This is a genomic window from Streptomyces sp. NPDC014894 (genome assembly GCF_043080985.1).
Lineage (GTDB): Bacteria > Actinomycetota > Actinomycetes > Streptomycetales > Streptomycetaceae > Streptomyces.
This window is the reverse complement of sequence record NZ_JBIBWD010000004.1, coordinates 303,881-324,014: the sequence shown is the minus strand read 5'-3', so window position 1 is coordinate 324,014 and position 20,134 is coordinate 303,881. Positions and strand designations below refer to the sequence as shown.

15 protein-coding genes are annotated in these 20,134 nt (G+C 75.2%); 10 read left to right on the top strand and 5 right to left on the bottom strand.

Annotated elements, in window-relative coordinates; translation table 11 throughout:
• The first annotated feature begins 20 nt into the window (after positions 1-20).
• From ACF089_RS12395 to ACF089_RS12385, 3 genes are all read left to right on the top strand, one after another.
• The gene (locus ACF089_RS12395) at positions 21-1,256 is read left to right on the top strand and encodes a cytochrome P450 (protein ID WP_392025315.1); all 1,236 of its coding nucleotides are present in this window, start codon (positions 21-23) and stop codon (positions 1,254-1,256) included.
• Positions 1,249-2,661: a cytochrome P450 gene (locus ACF089_RS12390; RefSeq protein ID WP_392025313.1), complete on the top strand. Its 1,413-nt coding sequence runs from the start codon at positions 1,249-1,251 to the stop codon at positions 2,659-2,661. The genes ACF089_RS12395 and ACF089_RS12390 overlap by 8 nt, the downstream gene beginning before the upstream one ends.
• A 102-nt stretch (positions 2,662-2,763) precedes the next feature.
• Positions 2,764-3,954, top strand: coding sequence for a cytochrome P450 (locus ACF089_RS12385; RefSeq protein WP_392025311.1), 1,191 nt, complete (start codon positions 2,764-2,766; stop codon positions 3,952-3,954).
• Positions 3,955-4,001: 47 nt separating this feature from the next.
• Here ACF089_RS12385 and ACF089_RS12380 read toward each other — a convergent pair whose 3' ends face one another.
• From ACF089_RS12380 to ACF089_RS12370, 3 genes are all read right to left on the bottom strand, one after another.
• On the bottom strand, positions 4,002-4,214 hold the full coding sequence (locus ACF089_RS12380) for a DUF4287 domain-containing protein (RefSeq protein WP_392025309.1): 213 nt from the start codon (positions 4,212-4,214) through the stop codon (positions 4,002-4,004).
• Positions 4,215-4,516: 302 nt separating this feature from the next.
• A complete protein-coding gene (locus ACF089_RS12375) occupies positions 4,517-4,951 on the bottom strand; it encodes a protein phosphatase (protein WP_392025308.1) in 435 nt (144 codons plus the stop codon).
• A 72-nt stretch (positions 4,952-5,023) separates the two neighbouring features.
• The gene (locus ACF089_RS12370) at positions 5,024-6,394 is read right to left on the bottom strand and encodes a hypothetical protein (protein ID WP_392025306.1); all 1,371 of its coding nucleotides are present in this window, start codon (positions 6,392-6,394) and stop codon (positions 5,024-5,026) included.
• Positions 6,395-6,569: 175 nt separating this feature from the next.
• Between ACF089_RS12370 and ACF089_RS12365 the strand changes: the two genes are divergently transcribed.
• The 6 genes from ACF089_RS12365 (at position 6,570) to ACF089_RS12340 (ending at position 18,245) form a co-directional block, all read left to right on the top strand.
• Positions 6,570-6,938, top strand: coding sequence for an ATP-binding protein (locus ACF089_RS12365; RefSeq protein ID WP_392025305.1), 369 nt, complete (start codon positions 6,570-6,572; stop codon positions 6,936-6,938).
• Positions 6,939-7,023: 85 nt separating this feature from the next.
• Complete coding sequence (locus ACF089_RS12360) at positions 7,024-8,367, top strand: SGNH/GDSL hydrolase family protein (RefSeq protein WP_392025303.1); 1,344 nt, start codon at positions 7,024-7,026, stop codon at positions 8,365-8,367.
• 818 nt (positions 8,368-9,185) lie between these two features.
• Entirely contained in the window at positions 9,186-12,404 is a 3,219-nt protein-coding gene (locus tag ACF089_RS12355) for a tetratricopeptide repeat protein (protein ID WP_392025302.1), read from the top strand.
• 64 nt (positions 12,405-12,468) lie between these two features.
• On the top strand, positions 12,469-15,765 hold the full coding sequence (locus ACF089_RS12350) for a hypothetical protein (RefSeq protein WP_392025300.1): 3,297 nt from the start codon (positions 12,469-12,471) through the stop codon (positions 15,763-15,765).
• Positions 15,762-17,087 (top strand): CHAT domain-containing protein, encoded by a 1,326-nt coding sequence (locus tag ACF089_RS12345; protein ID WP_392025298.1) that lies wholly within the window; start codon positions 15,762-15,764, stop codon positions 17,085-17,087. The genes ACF089_RS12350 and ACF089_RS12345 overlap by 4 nt, the downstream gene beginning before the upstream one ends.
• Positions 17,088-17,264: 177 nt before the next feature.
• On the top strand, positions 17,265-18,245 hold the full coding sequence (locus ACF089_RS12340; RefSeq protein ID WP_392025296.1) for a hypothetical protein: 981 nt from the start codon (positions 17,265-17,267) through the stop codon (positions 18,243-18,245).
• Between the two features lie 78 nt (positions 18,246-18,323).
• Here ACF089_RS12340 and ACF089_RS12335 read toward each other — a convergent pair whose 3' ends face one another.
• Both ACF089_RS12335 and mca read right to left on the bottom strand, forming a co-directional pair.
• Positions 18,324-18,563, bottom strand: coding sequence for a hypothetical protein (locus ACF089_RS12335; protein WP_392025294.1), 240 nt, complete (start codon positions 18,561-18,563; stop codon positions 18,324-18,326).
• A complete protein-coding gene (gene mca / locus ACF089_RS12330) occupies positions 18,556-19,437 on the bottom strand; it encodes a mycothiol conjugate amidase Mca (protein WP_392025293.1) in 882 nt (293 codons plus the stop codon). Before mca ends, ACF089_RS12335 begins: the two co-directional genes overlap by 8 nt.
• A gap of 163 nt (positions 19,438-19,600) precedes the next feature.
• Between mca and ACF089_RS12325 the strand changes: the two genes are divergently transcribed.
• On the top strand, positions 19,601-20,005 hold the full coding sequence (locus tag ACF089_RS12325) for a DUF4307 domain-containing protein (RefSeq protein ID WP_392025292.1): 405 nt from the start codon (positions 19,601-19,603) through the stop codon (positions 20,003-20,005).
• Positions 20,006-20,134: the final 129 nt, after the last annotated feature.

Genomic DNA, 20,134 nt, shown 5'->3' with positions numbered 1-20,134 from the left:
CGTGAGAGGACAGCGTTCCCATGACCATGCCCGCCTTCGAGAAAGTCGCTCCCCCGGGCGTCGACCCGGCGTCGGACCCGTACGCGGTCTACGCCCATCTGCGCGAACAGGGGCCGGTGCACTGCGTACCGACCCAGGACGCGGGCGACGTCTGGCTGATCGTCGGGCACGCGGAGGCCCGCGCCGCGCTGACCGACCCCCGGCTGCGCAACGACATCCGGCACTCGTCCTCCTGGCAGGACGACGGCGGCAACGCCATCGGGCTGAACATGCTCCAGACCGATCCCCCGGACCACACCCGGCTGCGGAGGCTCGTGGCACGGGAGTTCACCGCCCGCCGTATCGAGGCGCTGCGCCCGCGCGTACGGGAGATCGCCGACGAGTTGATCGACGCCATGCTCGCGGCCGGCCGGACCGACCTCGTCGAGGCCTTCGCGATGCCGCTGCCCATGGCCGTCATCTGCGAACTCCTCGGCGTCCCGGCGGCCGACCGGGAGCGGTTCCGCCTCTGGTCGGGCGAGGTCGTCTTCCCCAGCAGCCCGGAGGCGGCCGGCGCCGCCGTCCAGGCCATGACCGGCTATCTCGCCGCGCTCATCGAGGACAAGCGCCGCACCGCCGACGACGATCTGCTCGCGGCCCTGGTCCGGACCATGGACGAGGACGGCGACCGCCTCTCGCCCGAAGAGATGCTCGGCATGGCCTTCCTGCTGCTCGTCGCCGGGCACGAGACCACCGTCAATCTCATCGCGAACGGGACCTGCGCGCTGCTGCGCCACCCCGAACAGCTCGCCGCCCTGCGCGCCGACCCCGGTCTGATCGACGACGCCGTCGAGGAGATGCTCCGCTACGACGGCCCCTCGCACTCCACCGCCCACCGCTTCGCCTCCGAGGACGTGGAGATCGGCGGTACGGTCATCCCGGCGGGCGAGCCCGTCCTCGTCCTCCTCGCCTCGGCGAACCGCGACGCGGAACGCTTCACCGCCCCCGACAGCTTCGACATCCGCCGCGACGCCAGGGGCCACCTCGGCTTCAGCCACGGCGTCCACCACTGTCTGGGCGCGCCGCTGGCCCGGCTGGAGGCGGGCGTCGCCCTGCGCGCCCTGCTGGAACGCTGTCGCGGTCTCGCGCTGGACACGGATCCCGACACGCTGGCCTGGCGGCCCAGTCTGATGCGCGGGCTGCTGCGTCTGCCGGTGCGCTGCGCCCCGGACGGGCGGCCGGAGACGGCGGACGCGGACGGCGGCGCCCATGCGTGACGACCAGCGGGACAACCAGCGGGACAACCAGCGGGCCGCGGGCCGCGACGACCTCGCGAGGCCGCCCGCGCCCGGGACGACGCCCTTCGACCCCGGTACGCCGCCGGAGCCCGCGGAGCCCCTCGCCCCCGCGACAGCGCTCGACCCCGCGACGCTGTTCGACCTCACCAGCCCCGAGTATCTGGCCAGCCCCTACGACGCCTATCGCGTCGCCCGGCGGCGCGCCCCCGTCTGCCCGATGACACCCGACGGCCCGTGGGTCGTCACGGGCCGGGCGGAGACGACCGCCGTCCTCGCGGACCCGGAGCGGTTCACCAGCCGGGCCAACACCCGGGGCGCGTACGGGTTCAGCGCCGAGTGCGAGGAGCTGCTCGCCGGCTCGGTGTACCACCGCGTCGCGCTGTTCAACGCCGATCCGGGACCGCACGGCCCGTTCCGCGCCCTGCTCGACGAGGAGTTCTCGCCGCGCGCCCTGCGACGCCGCGAACCCGCCGTCCGGGCCTCGGCCCGCGCCCTCGTCCAGGAGCTGCGGGAGTCCCGGGAGCCTCAGGAGCCCCAGGGCGCCCAGGGCCGGGACGGCGTCGATCTGCTGTCCCGGTTCGCGTACCCGCTGCCGCTGGCCGTGCTCTGCGACGTCATCGGCATCCCGCCCGGCGACCGGGACACGGTCAAGGCGTGGAACGGCGACTGGCTGCTCATGCAGGTGCTCCCGCTGCCCCCGGAGGACCAGCTCCGCTGCGCCCGCGGCGTGCTCGCGTTCGAGGCGTACGTCCGGGGTCTGCTGGCGGAGCGCGGACGCCGGCCGTCCGGCGATCTCCTCGGCGTCCTCGCGGCGGCCGCCGCGCAGAGCGATCCGGTGTGCACCGACGACGACGCGGTCCTCGCGCTGATGCTCCTGCTCGCCGCGGGCCACGAGACGACGACCCACCTCATCGCCAACACCGTCCACCAGCTGCTGCGCGACCGGAGCCGGTGGGAGCGGGTCGTCGCCGACCCGGGGCTGATCCCCGCGGCCGTGGAGGAGGGGCTCCGCTTCACCTCCTCGCTTCAGGGCGTGACCCGTACCGCCGTCGAGGACGCGACGGTCGGCGGTGTGAGGGTCCCGGCCGGGGCGAAGGTGCACGCGATGGTCGCGGCGGCGGGCCGGGACCCCGGTGCGGCCGAGGACCCGGAGACCTTCCGGCTCGACCGGACCGCCCCCGTACGGCATCTCGCGTTCGGCCACGGCGACCACGCCTGCCTCGGGGCCGGACTGGCCCGGCTGGAGAGCCGGATCGCGCTGGAGACGCTGGTCTCGGAGCTGCCGGATCTGCGGCTCGCGCCCGGGTTCGCGCCGCGGCATCTGCCGGGCGGCCTCGTGCTCCACGGCCTGCTGTCCCTGCCGGTGACCTGGTCCGGGCGCTGACCGCCGCCGCGACCGCGACGAGGGCGTCTCCCCCGCCGGCCGGCCCGTACCGGCCCGTGCCGACCCGCCCTCCCTTCCTTCCGTCCCGAGCCAGGAGACACCGTGACCCCGACCGACCTCGCGGACCTGTCCGCGTATGGCCAGAGCTTTGTCGACAATCCCTACCCGGTCTACGAACGGATGCGCGCCCACGGGCCGGTGCACCGGGTGCGGACCGCCGCGTCCGGCGAGTTCTGGCTCGTCGTGGGCCATGAGGAGGGGCGCGCCGCGCTCGCCGACCCCAGGCTGTCGAACGACATCCGCCACTCCGCCGCCTGGCAGGACGACGGCGGCAACTCCATCGGCCTGAACATGGTGCAGACGGACCCGCCGCAGCACACCCGGCTGCGCAAGCTGGTCGCCAAGGACTTCACCCCTCGGCGGATCGCGGAGCTGCGGCCGCGTGTGCAGCGGATCGCGGACGAACTCGTCGACGCCATGCTGCCGCTGGGCCGCGTCGACCTGGTCGAGGCGTTCGCGCTGCCGCTTCCCCTGGCGGTGATCTGCGAACTCCTCGGCGTGCCCGACGGCGACCGCAAGACCTTCCACGGCTGGTATCTGGAGAGCACCGACTTCACCCGGCCCGAGGCGGCCCAAGCCGCGGCGGGGGCGATGACCGGCTATCTCGCCGGGCTCGTCGACGACAAACGGCGCGAGCCCGGGGCGGATCTGCTGAGCGCGCTGGCCGGCGCCCCGGAAGCCGACGAGGACCGGCTCTCCGCCGAGGAGACGCTCGGCATGGCCTTTCTGCTGCTGGTGGCCGGCTATGAGACGGCGGCGAATCTGCTGTCGAGCGGCGCCCTCGCCCTGCTGCGCCACCCCGATCAGCTGGCGGCGCTGCGCGGCGACTGGTCGCTGCTGGGGAACGCGGTGGAGGAGATGCTCCGCTACGAGGGCCCGGTGGAGACGGCCGCGTTCCGCTACACCAAGGAGCCGGTGACGATCGGCGGGACGACCCTCGACCGGGGCGAGTCGGTGGCCGTGGTGCTGGGCGCGGCCTCGCGCGATCCGCGCAGATTCGCCGAACCCGACCGCTTCGACATCCGCCGGGAGACCCGCGGCCACATGGCGTTCGGATACGGCGTGCACCACTGTCTGGGCGCGCCCCTGGCCCGGATGCAGGGCGCCGTCGCCTTCCGCACGCTGCTGGAGCGCTGCCCGGGCCTGGCGCTGGACGCCGACCCCGAGGGTCTGGTCTGGCGGCCCAGCCTGATGCTGCGCGGACTGCACCATCTGCCGGTCGTCCTGCGCTGACGTCCTCGCGCGCCGGGGCCGGTCCGGCTCCGGCGGCGCGCGGCCGTTCACTGTGCGCGGCTCTCCGCGAGGGTGTGGGCGACGAGGGCGTTGGCGTGGCCGTGTCCGAGGCCGTGCGCGGACTTGAGCCAGGCGACGAGTTCCATGTGCTTGGTGAGGGGCGAGGAGCGGATCAGCTCCTTCCACTCCTCGACGGGACGGCCGTACTTCTTCTCGATCGCGGGGAAGTAGCTCGCGGGGCCCTTCACGGGTTCCGTCATGTCCTCGGTGTTCCTCTCACGCGTGCGCGATGGCGCTGGGTGTGCGGGGTGCGGGTGTACGGGGTACGGGCGGTGCGGCGCGGGTGCGCGCCGTGTCACGGGCGCGGTGCGGCGCGGTACGGAACGCTCCGCGCCGCGCTGCTCTGTCGTCCCTGGTACGACCGCGGGACCGGGCCGGACTCATCGCCCCCGCACGGTGATCCGGGTCACACGCGCGGGCCGGTGCGGCCCTCCCCGGACACGGCCGCGCTCCCGGCGGCGCGGCGCCCGCGGCCCGGTGTCGCCCGGCCCCCGCCCCGTCCTCAGCCCTCGAATCTCAGGACGTACTTCCGCTGCCACGGCGTCTCGACCGCGTGCGAGCTGTAGTGGCGGCGCACATACGCCACCGCCTCCGCCGCCGGGACGCCGTCCAGGACCGCGACGCAGGCCAGGGCGGTGCCCGTCCGGCCGCGGCCGCCGCCGCAGGCGAGTTCGACGCGCTCGGTGGCGGAGCGGGACCAGGCCTCGGCGAGGACGGCGCGGGCCTCGGGCCGGTTGGCCGGGAGACGGAAGTCGGGCCAGCGCAGCCAGTGGGTCTCCCAGGGGACCTCGGGAGGCTGTTTGCCGAGGAGATACACGGCGAAATGCGGGGTTCGCCCGGGCGGCAGCGCGTGGCGGAGGGCGCGGCCGCGCAGCAGGCGGCCGGAGGGAAGGCGGAGGACTCCGGGGGTGGTGGGGTCCCAGGGCTCGGTCGTCATTCGGTCACCGTAGATTCCGGGGCGGAGAAGGGTGCCCACTTCCGGCTATTACCGTGCCGCCGGAGGTGGTGGTCAGCGTCGGGTGTCGGCCACCGCGCGGGCCCGCTCGTCCAGTTCGCGCACCGCGCGGATCCTTCGATACGGGGCGATACGCCGGCGCATGGACCGGAAGTGGTGGTCGCCGCGGGCGGTGGAGAGCGTGGTGTAGTCGTCGAGGAACGCGCCCCAGGTGGCGCAGGCCTCCTCCAGATGTCCCAACTCCAGCTGGCGCTGGGCGAGGACGGCGTTGGAGTGGACCCTGCCCTGGCGCTCGCGGCGGGGCTGGGCCCGGAGGGACTCCTTGAGGGCGGCGATGGACCCGGCGAGGTCACGGGTCTCGTAGAGGACGTGCGCGACATGGAACTGATAGGCCGCGCGGTCGTAGCCGCCGACGGACTCGCGCCGCGAGTCGGCCCGGGAGAGCGCGCTCTCGGCCTGCCGCAGCCGGGTGAAGGCCTGGGGGCGGTCGCCGACCATGGCGGCGGCGTGCGCCTGCTGGCCCCGGAGGAAGGCCGCCAGGCGGGGCCCCGCGCCGGGGGCGGCCTGGGCCGCCGAGTCGGCTAACTCCAGGGATTTGCGGCCGTGTCCGAGGTTGGACGCCTGGAGGCTCATCCCGCGCAGGGTGCGGCAGTACGTCACATGGTCGCCCGCCTCCCCCGCGAGCCTGAGCGCCTTGACGTAGTACCGCTGGCCGAGCCCGTGCTCCCGTTCGTACATCGCCATCCACCCCGTCAGATAGGTCAGGTCGGACGCGGCGGACAGCATGTCCTTGCGGTTCTTCTCGTCGCCGCCGGCGCGCAGATACGGCAGTACGGTGTTGACGAGGAATGCCGCCGCCATGGGGCGGGCATGGCCGCCGCCGAGTTCGTCGAGTATGTCCGCGATTCGATCGGTCATCGTTCTCACCGTCGTCACTTCGCCCGCGCCGATACGGCCGACGGGCCCGGTGACGCGCCGGGCCTCCTCGGCGTGTGCGACATCGGTGAAAAGCGGAACGGTGAGAGCGGCCGAGTAGAGGCCTGCGGTGAGCACTCCGCGACGCGAGGGATCCATGTCTGCCCTTCCGAGATCCATCAGGGATTCGACAGTGTCGCCGCCGTCGGACCCTTTCCGGTCCGTCGGCTGCTGCAGCCCGGCTTCCGCGTATGTCACTGGGCGCCCGAGCTTACGTTCGAGCGTTTCCAGAATGACTCCTCTGACCTGTTCCCTCGGCTGCGTCCCGGCAAGCCAGTGGGAAACAGCCGATTGGTCGTACTTCAGCGACATCCCAATCTGGTCACCCGTTCGATTTACCGCGCCCGCGAGTTGAGTACGCGACCATCGTGCCTGCTCAAGCAGTGCTTCAAGGCCCGTGTTGCGCTTCTTCAGGGGTGCCCCGGTCACCTCAACTCCCCACGCGTTCATGGCTTTCACGGTTAGACACGCCGTCAACGGTACCCGTACGGCCCGGTTCGCAGTTAGCTCTGCACGGTCCACGATCACCAGTGGACCGAGAGGGACCCCGCACCCTCGGCACCGGTGGACAGGAGGAGCCGTGATCTCCGTGGAAGACGTCGAAGAAGCCGATACGCGACTGTGCATGAGTTTGACCGTTCGGTCCTCGGAGATCCGTCGCATTCGCCGGGCCGTCACGGATCATCTGCACGGCAGGGGGCTCGGGGAAACCGCCTTCGATATCGCCCTGGTGGCCACCGAACTCCTCGCGAATGTCCAGGACCACGCCGATGGCATATGCGAGCTGGAGGTCGAGTCTCGGGACGACCGGATCGTCCTCAGAGTACGCGACACCGTCATGGCGCACCCCGCTCTCCGGCGCCGCTCCGCCTCCGCCGAGAACGGGCGGGGACTGCTCATCGTCGACGCCCTGACCGAGCACTGGGAATCCACCGTCACCGCCACCGGAAAGGTGGTCACCTGTACCTTCCGGGTGCCTCCCGGGCCCGGCTGACCGCACCGCGCGGCCGTCGCGCCGTGTTTGCCCCCGGGGGCCCGCCGGATACGTTCCCCCGTAACCCGGCACCGAAGGAGTTCCCGTGCGTTCATGGAAGCGACCATTCCGCGGAACCGCCCTGGCGGCGGCCCTGCTGGCCGCGGTCGCCGCGGCCCCCGCCCCGGCGGCCCCGAAGGCGCCGGCGGCAGAGGGACCCACGCAGGGGCGGACGGACGGGACCGGGACGTCCGGCGGCGCGTCCGGGGATATGTCCGGCGGCGCGTGGACCGCGGCCTGGGGCGCCGGCCTCCACCGCCCCGTCCCGCCCCTGCCCTGGTCCTGGCCCAACTGGGCCTGGGACGGATTCGCCGACCAGAGCCTGCGCCAGACCGTGCGCGTCGCCGCCGAGGGATCCCAACTGCGGATCCGGCTCTCCAACCGCTACGGACACCGCCCGCTGCACCTCGCCCGGGCGACCGTCGCCCGGGCCGGCCAGGGCGCGGCGGTGCGCCCCGGCACCGTCCGGGAGCTGCGCTTCGACGGCCGCGGCGGCACCGTCGTACCCGTCGGCTCCGAACAGCGCTCGGACCCCGTACGGCTGCCCGTACGAGCCCTGGAGAAGGTGACCGTCACCTTCCACTTCGCCGCCGGGACCGGGCCGGCCACCTTCCACGAGGACGGGCTCGCCACCGCCCACCGCGCCGTGGGCGACCGCACCCGTGAGATCTCCGGGGACGCCTTCGGCGAGACCAGCGAGTCCCACTACCTCCTCTCCGGCGTCGAGGTGCGGGGCGCCCGGAACGAGGGGGCCGTCGTCGCCTTCGGGGACTCCATCACCGACGGCTACGGATCCACCCCCGGCGCCGACCGCCGCTACCCCGACCGGCTCGCCGAACGGCTGCTCGCCGACGGCCGCCGTCTCGGCGTCGTCAACGCCGGGATCAGCGGCAACATGCTCCTCACCGACTCCGCCTGCTACGGCGACCGGGGGGCCGGCCGCTTCCGCCACGACGTCCTCGGCCGGGCCGGGGTCAGGACCGCCGTCGTCCTGATCGGCATCAACGACATCGGCGGCGGCGGGCTGGCCGACCGGGGCTGCGGACACCGGCCGGCCGTCGACGCGAAGCAGCTCGTCGAGGGCCACCGGAAGCTGATCCGGGACGCCCGCCGGCACGGGGTCACCGTGGTGGGGGCGACCCTCACCCCGTTCCGGGGATACGCCCCCTACTACACGCCCGAGAAGGAGGCGGTCCGCGACGCCGTGAACCACTGGATCCGCACCAGCGGCGCCTACGACGCGGTCGTCGACCTCGACCGGCTGCTCGCCGACCCCCGCCCCGGCCACGGCGACGCGCTGGCCCCGGCGTACGACTCCGGCGACGGGATCCACCCGGGAGACGCGGGCATGGACGCGATCGCGGAGGCCGTCGCCGCCCGGATCCCGTAACGCCGCCCGGGCTCCGCCACGAGGCCCGGGGCGGGCGGCCCCGGCCGGTCCGCGAGAACCGCGCCGGGGCGATCCCGCGTCCGTCCGGGCAGGGAGAGCCACTCCGAAGGCCCATCGCCGACGCGCCCCCGCCTCTCGGCGCGTCCGCCCCACCGCCCACCGGCCGTCGGCGACGCGCGGACGCCGGCCGCCCGCCGCGCCCGGCGGCCCTCCCGGAACGGCCCGCCGGGGCGGCTCCCGTCCCCCGGCCGGTGGGCGGGCGGGGCCGGGCCCGCCGCCACGACAGCCCTCACCCCGGACCGGCGGGGCGTATGACGCCCGCCCGGCGACCGCACGGAGTACGGCGCGCACGCCCTCGGCCGGGGCCTCCCGCGCGCGCCCTCGGCACCCCCGGCCGGTGGATACGGAAGGCCCCGCCCACCCCGCCCGAGCGGCCGCGCGCAGCCGCCCGACCGCCCGGCGGCCCCGAGGTGCGACACGCCCCCGCCGGGCGGCCCCCCGCGAGCCCCCGGCCCGCACGCGGAAGGCCCCACGGCCCCGGACAGCCGCCCGTCCACCCGGCGGGCCCGAGGTGCGACGCACCCGCCGGGGCCGCGCGGCCCCGGCCCCGGCGGGGCCATATCCCGCCGTGGTCGCCCGCGCCCCGGCCGTACGACCGCCGCCCGCACAAGTCCGGCCACGCCCGGGCGAATCCCCCGCCCCCACCTGCATAGTTGGCATGGACGCCACAGGGAAGATCCCTCCCGTACCTCGCGCAGCGGACCCGTACACAGGACACTCGACACCGCAAGCGGAATCTGACGTCAAGGGGGAGCCCCATGCGGGAGAGTCATCGGACCGAGGCCGAGAGGCTGTTGGAACGGGCCGTGGAGGAGGAGGCCCGGCGGGCGGGCGGGGGCGCGGACGCGAGGGTGACGCTCGCGCGCGGGCGCGAGGCGCTCGACGCGATCGCCGCGGGCGCGGCCGAGGAGTACGCCGCGTACGAACGGGCGCTGACCGAGGCCGAGGCCGCCGCGCGGCCGCTGTCCGCCCAGTTCAGCAGGGCCAGTCTCGCGACTCCCGCCCTGGTGACGGCGGTCGCCGCGGTCGCCGCCGCCGGGGCGGACCTCGCGCTCGGCACCACGACCGGGACCGCGCTCGGCGCGGGGGCCGCCGTCGCCGTCGCCGGGGCCGCCGCCACCGTCGCCAGGGCCACCGCGGCCCACTGGCCCGCCGCCCACCGCAGGGCGGGCGCGCTCGGCCGGCCCGGCGGCGCCGAACAGCTGCGGCTCCAGTGGCTCACCGCGCTGGAGGTCCGCGGCATCCGCCCCTTCCTCGACCAGCAGCGGATGATCGCCGCCACCTCCCGCACCGGCGGCCGGAAGCCCGCGGCCGCGCCCTCGCTGCGCGGCGGCGACCGCAGCGCCGCCGCCCGCAGACGCTCGGTGCTCGGCAACTCCTTCGGTCAACTCCCGGAACCGGAAGGTCCGTTCGCGGGCCGACGGGAGGCGATGGCCCAGATCGCCCAGTGGGTCCACGCGTCCCGCGCGGCCACCGAGACCCGGCCCACCGTCGTCGTCCTCCACGGCTGCCAGGGCTCGGGACGCTCCACCCTCGCCGTCCGCGCGGCCCACCACCTCAAGGACCAGTTCCGGGGCGCGTGCGTGGTGGACCTGCGCGGCGAGAGCGGACGCCCGCTCGCCACCCGGGACGCGCTGCTGCATCTGCTGAACCGCCTCGGCGCGCCCCGCGAGCAGCTCCTCTTCCGGGAGCGGTCCTCCGCCGAACAGCAGGTGCGGCGGCTCGCCGAGCTGTACCACCGGCATCTGACCGGCCTGCCCGTCACCGTGATCCTGGAGGACGCCCGCGACCCGGCCCAGGTGCGCACCCTGATCCCCGAGCGCTCCGACAGCCTGGTGCTGGTGACCGCGCGCGAACCGCTGGAACTCGGCGACGACGTCCCGGCCCGGGTGCACCAGCTGTCCGTCGCCGCGCTGGACGAGGCGGGCGCGGAGGAACTCCTGCGGGCCGTCGGCGAACAGACGGCCCATGACGCGCGGAACCCGTACGACGCGCAGTCCGCCGAGCTGATACGCGAGCTGTGCGGCGGCCTCCCGCTCGCCCTGCGCGTCGCCGGATCCTCGCTGGGCGCGCGCAGCGCCCAGCGGCTCGCCGCCGATCTGCGCGCGCACGAGGCGGCGGGGCCCGTGGAGCGCGCGCTCTCGCTGCGCTACGCCGACCAGCCGGAGCAGGGCCGCCGGCTGCTGCGCCGGCTCGCGCTCGCCGGGCGGGCCTCGCTGGGCGCGGCAGCGGCGGCGGCGCTGCTCGCCGCCGAGGAGCAGGAGTCGCGGCGGCTGCTCACCGCGCTCGCGGACGCCGGGCTGGTGGAACGGGCCCGCTCGGGGCGCTACCGGCTGCACGACGCCGTACGCGCCTTCGCGCTCGTCCGGCTGCTGGACGAGGAGGAGGCGGCGGAGCGCACGGCCGCGCAGGAGCGGCTGATCCGCAGCTACGCCGAGCTGGCCGGGGCGGTGATCCGGATGGTGGACGGCAAGATGTCCACCCGGGCCGGGCAGTTCGGCGCGCACGGCTTCCCCTCGCTGGACGCGGCGCTGCGCTGGCTGGACGACGAGTCCAGCTCCATCACCTCCGCGCTGCGGCACGCGGACGGGGTGAACCAGCAGATCGTGCTCCAGCTGCTCGGCGCGCTCGCCGACTACTGTCTGCTGCGCGGCGACCTCTACCGGCTGGGGGAGATCAGCGAGCTGGCGAACGCCGTCGACCAGGGGCTGCTGGAAGGGTCGGTACGGTGGCGCACCGGCATCGCGGCCCGTCAGCTCGGCGAGCTGGACAAGGCCCGCACCACCCTCTCCTCGGTCGTGGGGCTCTATCGCGAGGCGCACGACGACGCGGGGGCCGCGCTCGCGCTCTGCTCGCTCGGCATCACCCTGCACCATCAGGGCAATCTCACCGAGGCGGCGGCCCGGCTGACCGAGGCGATCGAGCTGCAGTCCTCCGACGAGCAGGCGGAGGACCGGGCCTGGTCGCTGCACGCGCTGGCGGCCGTCCGGCGCGACCAGGCCTCCCTGGCGGAGGCGGTCGCCCTGCTGGCGACCGCGCTGGAGCTGCACCGCGAGGGCGAGTCGCTGCACGGCGAGGCGTGGACGCACTTCCAGCTCGGTCAGGTGTGTCTGCGGATGGGCGAGGTGGCGCGCGGCGACACGGAGCTGCGGTCGGCGCTGGAGCTGTACACGCGGACCGGCGACGCGCGCGGCGAGGCCTGGGCGCTGACGCAGCTGGCGCGGGCCCGGCTGGTCGACGGGGATCCGGCCGAGGCCGCCGGGCAGCTGGAGCGGGCGCTCGTCCGGCACCGCGACAACGAGGACGCGCGCGGGGAGGCGTGGACGCTGTACTACCTGGGGCAGGCGCTGGAGGAGCGCGGGGACGGCGATCAGGCGGTACGGGAGCTGGAGCGGGCGCGGACGATGTTCTCGCGGATGCGCGACGTGTACGGGCTGGCCTGCGCCCGCCATCACTCGGGCCGGGTCACCCGGGACCAGCGCGCCGCCCGGACCGGCAATCTCCGCAACTCCGGCTTCGCGCGCCAGCTGCTGGTGGACGCCCGCGCCGACTTCCGCCGGATCAAGGTCGCCCACGGCGAGGCCTGGACCTGCCTGGAGCTGGCCCTCATCGACGCGGGCAACAACCGCGCCGGGCAGGCGCTGGCCCTCTGCGACGAGGCGGTGGAGCTGTTCGTCTCCTACCAGGACGAGCGCGGCGCGGACTGGGCCCGCTTCCTGCGCTGCACGCTGCTGCCGTACGCCTCGCCCGGCGGCATCGAGATCGGCGCCGTCGTCGCCCAGGAGGAACTGGCCCGGCTGAAGGCCGCCGGGCACCCCGCCCGCGACGGCAAGCTGGAGGACTGCGCCCAGGCCCTCGCGGTGATCCTGGAGCGCGGTGTGCGGCTGGAGGACGGCTGGCAGGCCTGGGATCTGGGGCTGGTGCCGAACCGTCACGCGCGGGAGGTGATGGGCGTTCCGGTGGCCCTGGCCAACTGAGCCCTGGATACTGGCACTTGGGCACGAGGGCCCGGCGGACGCCGGGCTGCGGGGAGGGGGCACGGTGACGGACGAGCGGCGGTCCCGCCCCGGGGAGCCCGGCGGCCCGGACGACCCTCCGGGCGACGCCGCGGACTCCACGGCCCCCGGCCCCGTACCCGTACCCGTACCCATGACCGGACGGCCCACGGATCGAGGGACCGGTACGGACGGCGGGACCGGTACGGACGGCGGCCCCGGGACGGCGGAGGCGGGCGGCGACCGGCCCCCGGACACGGCGGCGGACGGCGGTCGTGAGCCCAACGGCCATGAGTCCAACGGTCGTGAGCCCGGCGGAACGGCCGACGGCGGCCCGCCCGGCGAGGGCGAGCCCCCGGCCCCGGACGCTCCCGCCCCGGACGCCGGTTCCGGCGAAGGCCCGTCGGCCGACGGCGTACCGCACGCCGGGGACGCCTCCCGTACGGCGGCCGACGACGGACCGCACGCGCCCGCCCCGGACGGGGACGGCGGGGAGCCCCGGTCCGCCGCGTACCCGCACACCACGCACCACGGCGACGGCGACGGCGAGCCCGGGCCCGTGGACGACGAACCCCCGTACAAGGGACGCGAGTCCGACGGCGGGCCGGTGGACTCCGAGCCGGTCAGGTGGGGAAGCGCGCCCGCCGGGACGGGGCTGCTGGAGCGGCCGCCCGGACCGGAGCCGGTCGGGTGGCCGCCGTGGCCGCCGCCGTTCCCCGGACCGTCGGGCGCGCCCCCTGCGGTCGGCCCCGGCGGGCCGCAGGAGTTCATCGGCCGGGCCGGGGAGCTGGCGCGGCTGCTGCGGCTGGTCTCGACGGCGCGTCCGGTCGAGCTGTACGGCCCCGCCGGGATCGGGAAGTCCGCGCTGGCGGAGCGGGTCGCCGAGCGGGTCGCGGGCGATCTGGTGCGGCCCGTGCACTGGCTGCCCGTCCCGGCGGACCAGCCGCGCCCGGAGGTGACGCTGCTGCGGCTGCTCGGCGGGATCGGCGTGCCGCCCGGCGAACTGCGCGCCGCCCTCGCCGACTTCCCGGAGGTCTCCCCCGAGGAGCTGGTGCGGGTCTGCCGCCGGGAGCTGACCCGGCGGCCCGCCGTGCTGGTCGCCGACGGCGTGCCCGCGGGCCGCGCGGGCGACGCGCTCCTGACGCGGCTGACCGAGGCCGTCGACGGCACGGGCACCCTGCTCCTCGCCACCTCCGACGCGAGCCACACCGGCTCCGTACCGTCCCTGGCCGGGCACGAGGTGCCCCCGCTCGGCGAGGACCGGGCGGCGCTGTTCCTGGGGCTGCCCGCCGGGACGGACGACCCCAGGCTGCGGGCGTGTCTGGGACGCCCGCTCTATCTGCGGCTCGCCGGGGGCCTGCCCCGGCACGGCGGCGGTACGGACGCTCCCCGCACGCCGGACGAGCTGTTCGCGCTCGTCCGGCGGGCGCTGGGCCCCGGGGCGCGGGACACGCTCTCCGTCCTGGCCGATCTGGGCATGGAGGAGCTGCCCGAGTCCCTGGTGTCGGCGCTGCCCGGTCCGGCCGTCGGCCCCGGCCTCCAGGAGCTGCTGCGGCGCGGTGTCCTCCAGCGCCCGCGCCCCGGCTTCTGGCGGCTGCCGCCCGCGCTGGGGGAGTTCGCCGCCGCCGCGCACACGCCGTCGGAGCGGCGGCGGAACCGGGAGAGGTGGGAGGAGTGGCTGACGAGGGCCGCCGGCGCCGGTCCGCGTTTCCCCGTCGAGCCGTACATCTGGCTCACCTCGCGCGTCCTCGACTCCGCCCGCGGCCCGGGCCGCGGCCCCGCCCGCCGGCTGGCCCACGACTGCGCCGGGCTGCTCGCCCGCGATCTGGCCGGACGGAACGATCTGGCCCGGCTGCTGATGCTCCGGTACGCCGCCCGCGGCACCGCCGGGCTGAGCCTGCCGCTGGCCGCCGTCGCCCGGCAGACCGGCGACGTCCCGCTCTCCGGACGGCTGCTCCGGGGCTCCGGCGACCCGGCGGCGGCGCTGATCGAGGAGGTCGAGAATCTGCGCCACTCGGGCCGGCTGAGCGCGGCGGGACGGGCGCTGGACCGGCTGGACGGGCCGGACCGGCCGTTCGCCGCGCCTCAGGCCGGCCGGCGGCCCCAGCTGCGCGCCGCGATCGACATCGACCGGGGCGTGCCGCACCGCGCGGGCGCGCTGCTGCGGCGGGCCGTGGAGGCGCACCAGATGGCGGGCGGCGTGCGCGGGGAGGCCTGGGCCGCGTATCACTACGGGCGGCTGCGGCTGCTGGTCGGGGACCCGGACGGGGCCGAGGAGCGGCTGGGCTTCGCCCAGGGGCTCTTCCTGCGGCTCGGCGAGCGGCGCGGCACGGCGTGGACGCTGACCGCGCTCGCCCGGGTGGAGCTGCTCCGGGGCGACTGCTCGCGCGCCGTGCCCGCGCTGGAGCGCGCGGTGGCGGAGCACCGGGCCACGGACGATCCGCGCGGCCGGGCCTGGACGGGCTACTACCTGGCGCTGGCGCTCGCCGACGAGGGCTCGCCCGCGCTCGCGTCGGCCGCGCTGGAGCGGTCCTCGGCACAGTTCCGCGCCGTCGGGGACCGGCTGGGCGCGGCCTGGGCACTGCACCAGCTGGCGCTGACCGGGACGGAGCCGCACGGCTCCGCGATCGCCCGGCTGCGCGGCGCGGAGGCGGCCTTCGAGGAGCTGGGCTGCCCGGCCGGATTCGCCTGGACCCGGCTGGAGCTGGGGCTGCGCACCGCCCGTCCCGGCTGGATCGCGGCCGCGCGGAACGTCTTCCGTACCGGCGGGGACGAGGCCGGGGAGCACTGGTGCGACTACGCCGCCGCGCTGCTCGCGGACGAACGGGACGACATGGCCCGCGCGTTGAAGGAGCTGAGCCGTTTCCATCCGCCCGCGCTGCTGCGCCGGGCGCGTACGGAGCTGCCCCGCGCCGCCCGGTACACCGTGCCGGAGCCGCTGCCGGAGGGCGCCTCGTCCCGGGCCGCCCGTCTCCGGGAGTCGGGGTGCCGGGTCCGGCTGCGGCTGCTGGACGAGCCGGTGCGGGGCGGCGCGGCCCGGATCGCCCTGGGCGTGGAGCCGGGGCCCGCGCACCCCTGGGCGGCGGACGGCGGGCCGCCGCTGCGGGTGTACGCGGCGGCGCTCGGCGACGCCGAGGTGGAGCCCGCCCGCTCGGTCGCCCTGCGGCCCTCCGCCGAGGCGTCCGACTGGCCGGAGTTCCTGCTGACCCCGCGCGCCGAGGGCCCGCTGCGGCTGCGGTTCACCGTCGAGCACCGGGAGAGCGGCGAGGTGCTCCAGCAGATCGAGACGGAATTCGTGGTCGGCGCGGCGGCGCCGGTCCCCGCGTACGGCCGGGAGGGGTGAGCCGGGTGCCCCGGGAGCTTCCCGTACGCGTCGTCCAGGACCCGAGCCGCGGCTTCACCCGGTTCCCGCGCCGCACCGCCGCCGCGCCCGATCTCGTCGTCGGCGTCGACCGGCTGGGCCACGACCTCGTCCAGGTGCGGATGCACGGTCCGGCCCTGCCCGACCTCGGCTCCGAGCACCGGCTGACGCTGCGCCGCAGCCCGGCGGAGATCGAGGCGGTCGCGGCCCGGCTGCGGCATGTGTGGAAGCGCGAGTTCATCGACGCGCAGCCGCTGGACGAGCGCGGCCGGCCCGCGCCGGGGCGGACCGAACTCCCCTACGCCACCCTGGTCGACCTCGGCGGCGAGCCCGAGGAGGAGCTGTACGCGGCCGTGGAGGAGCTGGCCGCGCAGGGCTCGTACCTGCTCTTCGATCTGCTGCTCGGCGGAAACCCCGGACACCCCGACAGGAGCGGCGGCGACGGGGACGGCGGGCTGAGGATCTTCCGGGACATCCTGACCTTCGTGCTGGCGGGCGAGCGGCCGCTGCGGATCCGTTTCGACTCGGAGCTGTTCATCCCCTGGCCGATGCTGGCGCTGCCGAGGTCGGCCCCGACGGGCGGCCGTGGTCTGGACGGGCTCTTCCGCCGGTTCCTCGGGCATCGCCACCGGATCGAGCAGACCTGCGGCCATTACGCGGGCGTCCGGGACCGGCTCGAACCCCGGCCGCCGGTGGTCCCGGTGGTCTCCCTCAACCACGACGCCGCGATCGATCCCCTGGGCCGCACCCGGGCGGCCGAGGTGGCCGCCGCGCTGGCCCGGGACACCAAGTTCACCGAGCGCACCACCCGCGCCGAGCTGCTGCGGGCGCTGGAGGAGGGGCGGCTCGACGAGCAGTTCATGTACTTCTGGTGCCACGGGAAGTTCCGGACGGACGACGGGCAGAGCCCCTGTCTGGTCGTCCGGCTGACGGACGGCGGCGAGATCGACGCCTACACGGTGCGGGGCCGCCCTCCGGTGAACGGGAGCGAGGACTCCTTCCGGCCGCTGGTGATGCTGAACGCCTGCTACGCCGGTGTGCCGAGCGGCGCGGATCTGGCCCATCTGGGCCGGGCGCTGATCGAGCGGGGCGCGCGGGGGGTGATCGGGCCGCAGATCGAGATGCCGCAGGTGTTCGCGGCCGAGTACGCGCTCGCCTTCGTCACCCGCTATCTGGAGGGGGAGGAGACGGCGGGCGAGATCGCGCACGCGCTGGCGCGGCGGTTCGCGGACCGGTACCGCAATCCGCTGGGGTTCGCCTACGCGCTGCACGGCGGGATGGACGAACGCCTGGAGCGCGGCTGATGACCGCCCGCGCGCGCCGCCCGCGCGCCGCCCGTACGCCGCGCACGGCCGGGGTCCCCGCCCCCGGCGGCACCGGCCCGCGCCCGGCCCGCCCGTACGGCATCCGCACCGCACCGCACCGCACCCGCACCCGCGCCGGGCCCCGGCCCGGCGTCCCGTACCGAGGCGAGGCCGCCCATGACCATCCGTACCGTCGATCTGGACGACACCGGCTGGCTGCTCGACGGCGAGGGCGGCGCGCCCGTGCCCGCCGGGCGGCTGGACGAGCACTTCGCCCGGGTGCTGGCCCCGCCGGCCTGGGCGAGCGACATCGTCGTGTACGTCCACGGCTGGCAGACCTCCCCCGCGTCGGCGGTCCGGGCGGCCGAGCGGCTGATGGAGCTGGCCGAGGCGCAGTACACGGCGCGCCGGGCGCTCTATCCGGCGCTCGGGGCCCGTTTCGCGCCTTGGACCGTGCTGGTGCGCTGGCCCTCCCGCAGCGGACCGCTCCTGGGCGGCTACCGGCGGATCCGGGACCGCGCGCACGCCCTCTCGACCGGGGAGGGGCACGCGGCGCGGGTGATCGGACAGCTGCTCGGCGCGCTGGACGACGGGCGGGCCGACCCGGCCGCGGCCCCGGTCCTCGCCAATCGGGACGGCCAGTATCTGCATCTGGTGGGGCACTCGTTCGGCTGCCGGGTGCTGTGCGAGGCGGTCCAGTGGGCGGCGGGCGACCGGCCGGGGCGGACGCTGGGATGGAGCAGGCCGGGACCGGCGGGGCGGCCGTTCACCGTGGACTCGATGCTGCTGTTGCAGATGGCCGCGCCGAGGGACGCCTTCGACACCGTGTTCACCGCGCTCGCCCGGGCGCCGCTGCGCGGCCCGGTGGTCGCGACGTACGCCGAGCGCGACCGGGCCACCGGGCTGTGGCACCGGATCGCCGAGAAGCAGCGCGGCATCGGCGGCGCGGGCATCGGCCCGGCTCCCGAGCCGGTCTCGGCCATCCGGATGCGGCCGCCCGGCGACGCGTATCCGAAGGAGGCGCTCGACCACTGGTTCGTCAGCGTCGACGCGGGAGCGGTCTTCGTGGCGGGTCGGGGGCCCGCCGGCTCCCACTCCGACCATCTGCGTCCCGAGACGGCGCATCTGCTGCTGTCCCTGGCGGACCACTCACGCTGACCGGCCGCCGCCCCGGGCCGCCCCCGTCCGGCGTCGTTCGGCGGACGGGGGCGGGCGGCCCGGGGCGTGGCCCCTCGGTCAGACGCTCTTCTTCGTGGACGTCCCGGCGGCCTCGGCCGACTGCGCCGGGGCCTCCTCGAACTCGACCCGGCCCATGTGCCGGTTCAGGGACTTCATCAGGAACCACACCGCGACCGCCAGCGCCGCGAAGACCAGGAAACCCAGCACACCCGGGGTGACCTTGTTCTTGTCGAGCTGTTCGGCCGCCAGCGTGGCGTGCATCATTGCGAGGTTTACGCTTCCGCTCATATCAGGCATTCTCGCGGATGCCCGCGAAGAGGTCGTCCTCGGGGAGGGAGGTATCGACCAGAGACTTCGCCAGCTCGTACTCCTCGGTCGGCCAAACTTCCTTCTGGAGCTCCATCGGGACCCGGAACCAGCCGCCGTCCGGATCGATCTGCGTCGCGTGCGCGATCAGCGCCTTGTCGCGGATCTCGAAGAACTCGGCGCACGGAACGCTGGTGGTCAGCGTGCGTTCGACGCGCTCGAACTCCTTCCAGCGCTCCAGCCACTCGCCGTACGGGGACTCCATGCCGCGCGCCAGCAGCGCCTCGTGCAGCGCGACCGTGCGGGGGCGGTTGAAGCCCTGGTTGTAGTAGAGCTTCCGGGGCTGCCAGACCGGGCCGAACTCGGCCTCGGGGAAGCGCTCGGCGTCGGCCGCGCCCTCGAAGGCCACCATCGTGATCTTGTGGGTCATGATGTGGTCGGGGTGCGGATAACCGCCGTTCTCGTCGTAGGTGGTGATCACCTGCGGACGGAAGGAGCGGATCGAGCGGACCAGCGGGCCGGCCGCGCTCTCGACGTCCTCCAGCGCGAAGCAGCCCTCGGGCAGCGGCGGCAGCGGGTCGCCCTCGGGCAGACCCGAGTCGATGAAGCCCAGCCACTCCTGCTGCACGCCGAGGATCTCCCGCGCCTCGTCCATCTCCTTCTTGCGGACCTCGTGGATGTTCTCCTCGATGTACGCGTCGCCCTGGAGTCTGGGGTTGAGGATGGAGCCGCGCTCGCCTCCCGTGCAGGTGACCACCAGCACGTCCACCCCCTCGGACACATACTTGGCCATCGTGGCCGCGCCCTTGCTCGACTCGTCGTCGGGGTGGGCGTGAACGGCCATCAGCCGCAGCTGCTCAGTCAAGGCTCGATCCTCAATGATTCGTCGCGAAATGTACTGCCGTCCCACCGCGGCGTCCGTGCGGGGTGGCGGTCGGCGGCCTGAGGGAGGCTTCTATAGTGACCGAATCGGGGGACGGAAAATTCCGGAACCCCCCTGCCGGGGAGATCTCCCGAGAGGATTGGCCATGACCGCCGTGCGCGAGGAGCTTCCCGAGGGCCGTTACGGCCGCTCGGCGGACGAGCGGGCCGACCGCAAGCTCAAGATCCTCGGTGCGGTGCTGGGCGTGGGCTTCCTCGGGATGGTCGGCTGGTTCGGTTACGACTACGTCTCCGGCGAGCGGATCAGCGCCGAGGTGATCAAGTTCTCGGTGACCTCGGACTCCGAGGTGCAGGTGCATCTGGAGATCCGCAAGGACTCCGACGCCGCCGGCACCTGCACCATCCGATCCCGCTCGGAGGACGGCGCCGAGGTCGGCCGGCTCGATGTGGCCGTGGACGCCGCGGGCGACCGCCGGATCGACGAGGTGTTCCGGATCCGGACCACCGCGCGGGCCACCAGCGCCGAGCTGGCGCAGTGCGCCGCGAAGTAGTCCGCCGGGCTCCGCACTGGCGTTTTTTCGGCTTGACGCGGGCGGAAAACCGATCTGGCGCAATGCCGGGAACCGGCCCTGACCTGCGTTGACGCAGTTCTGATGGTTTTTGTCCTCCCCCTTCTGCCA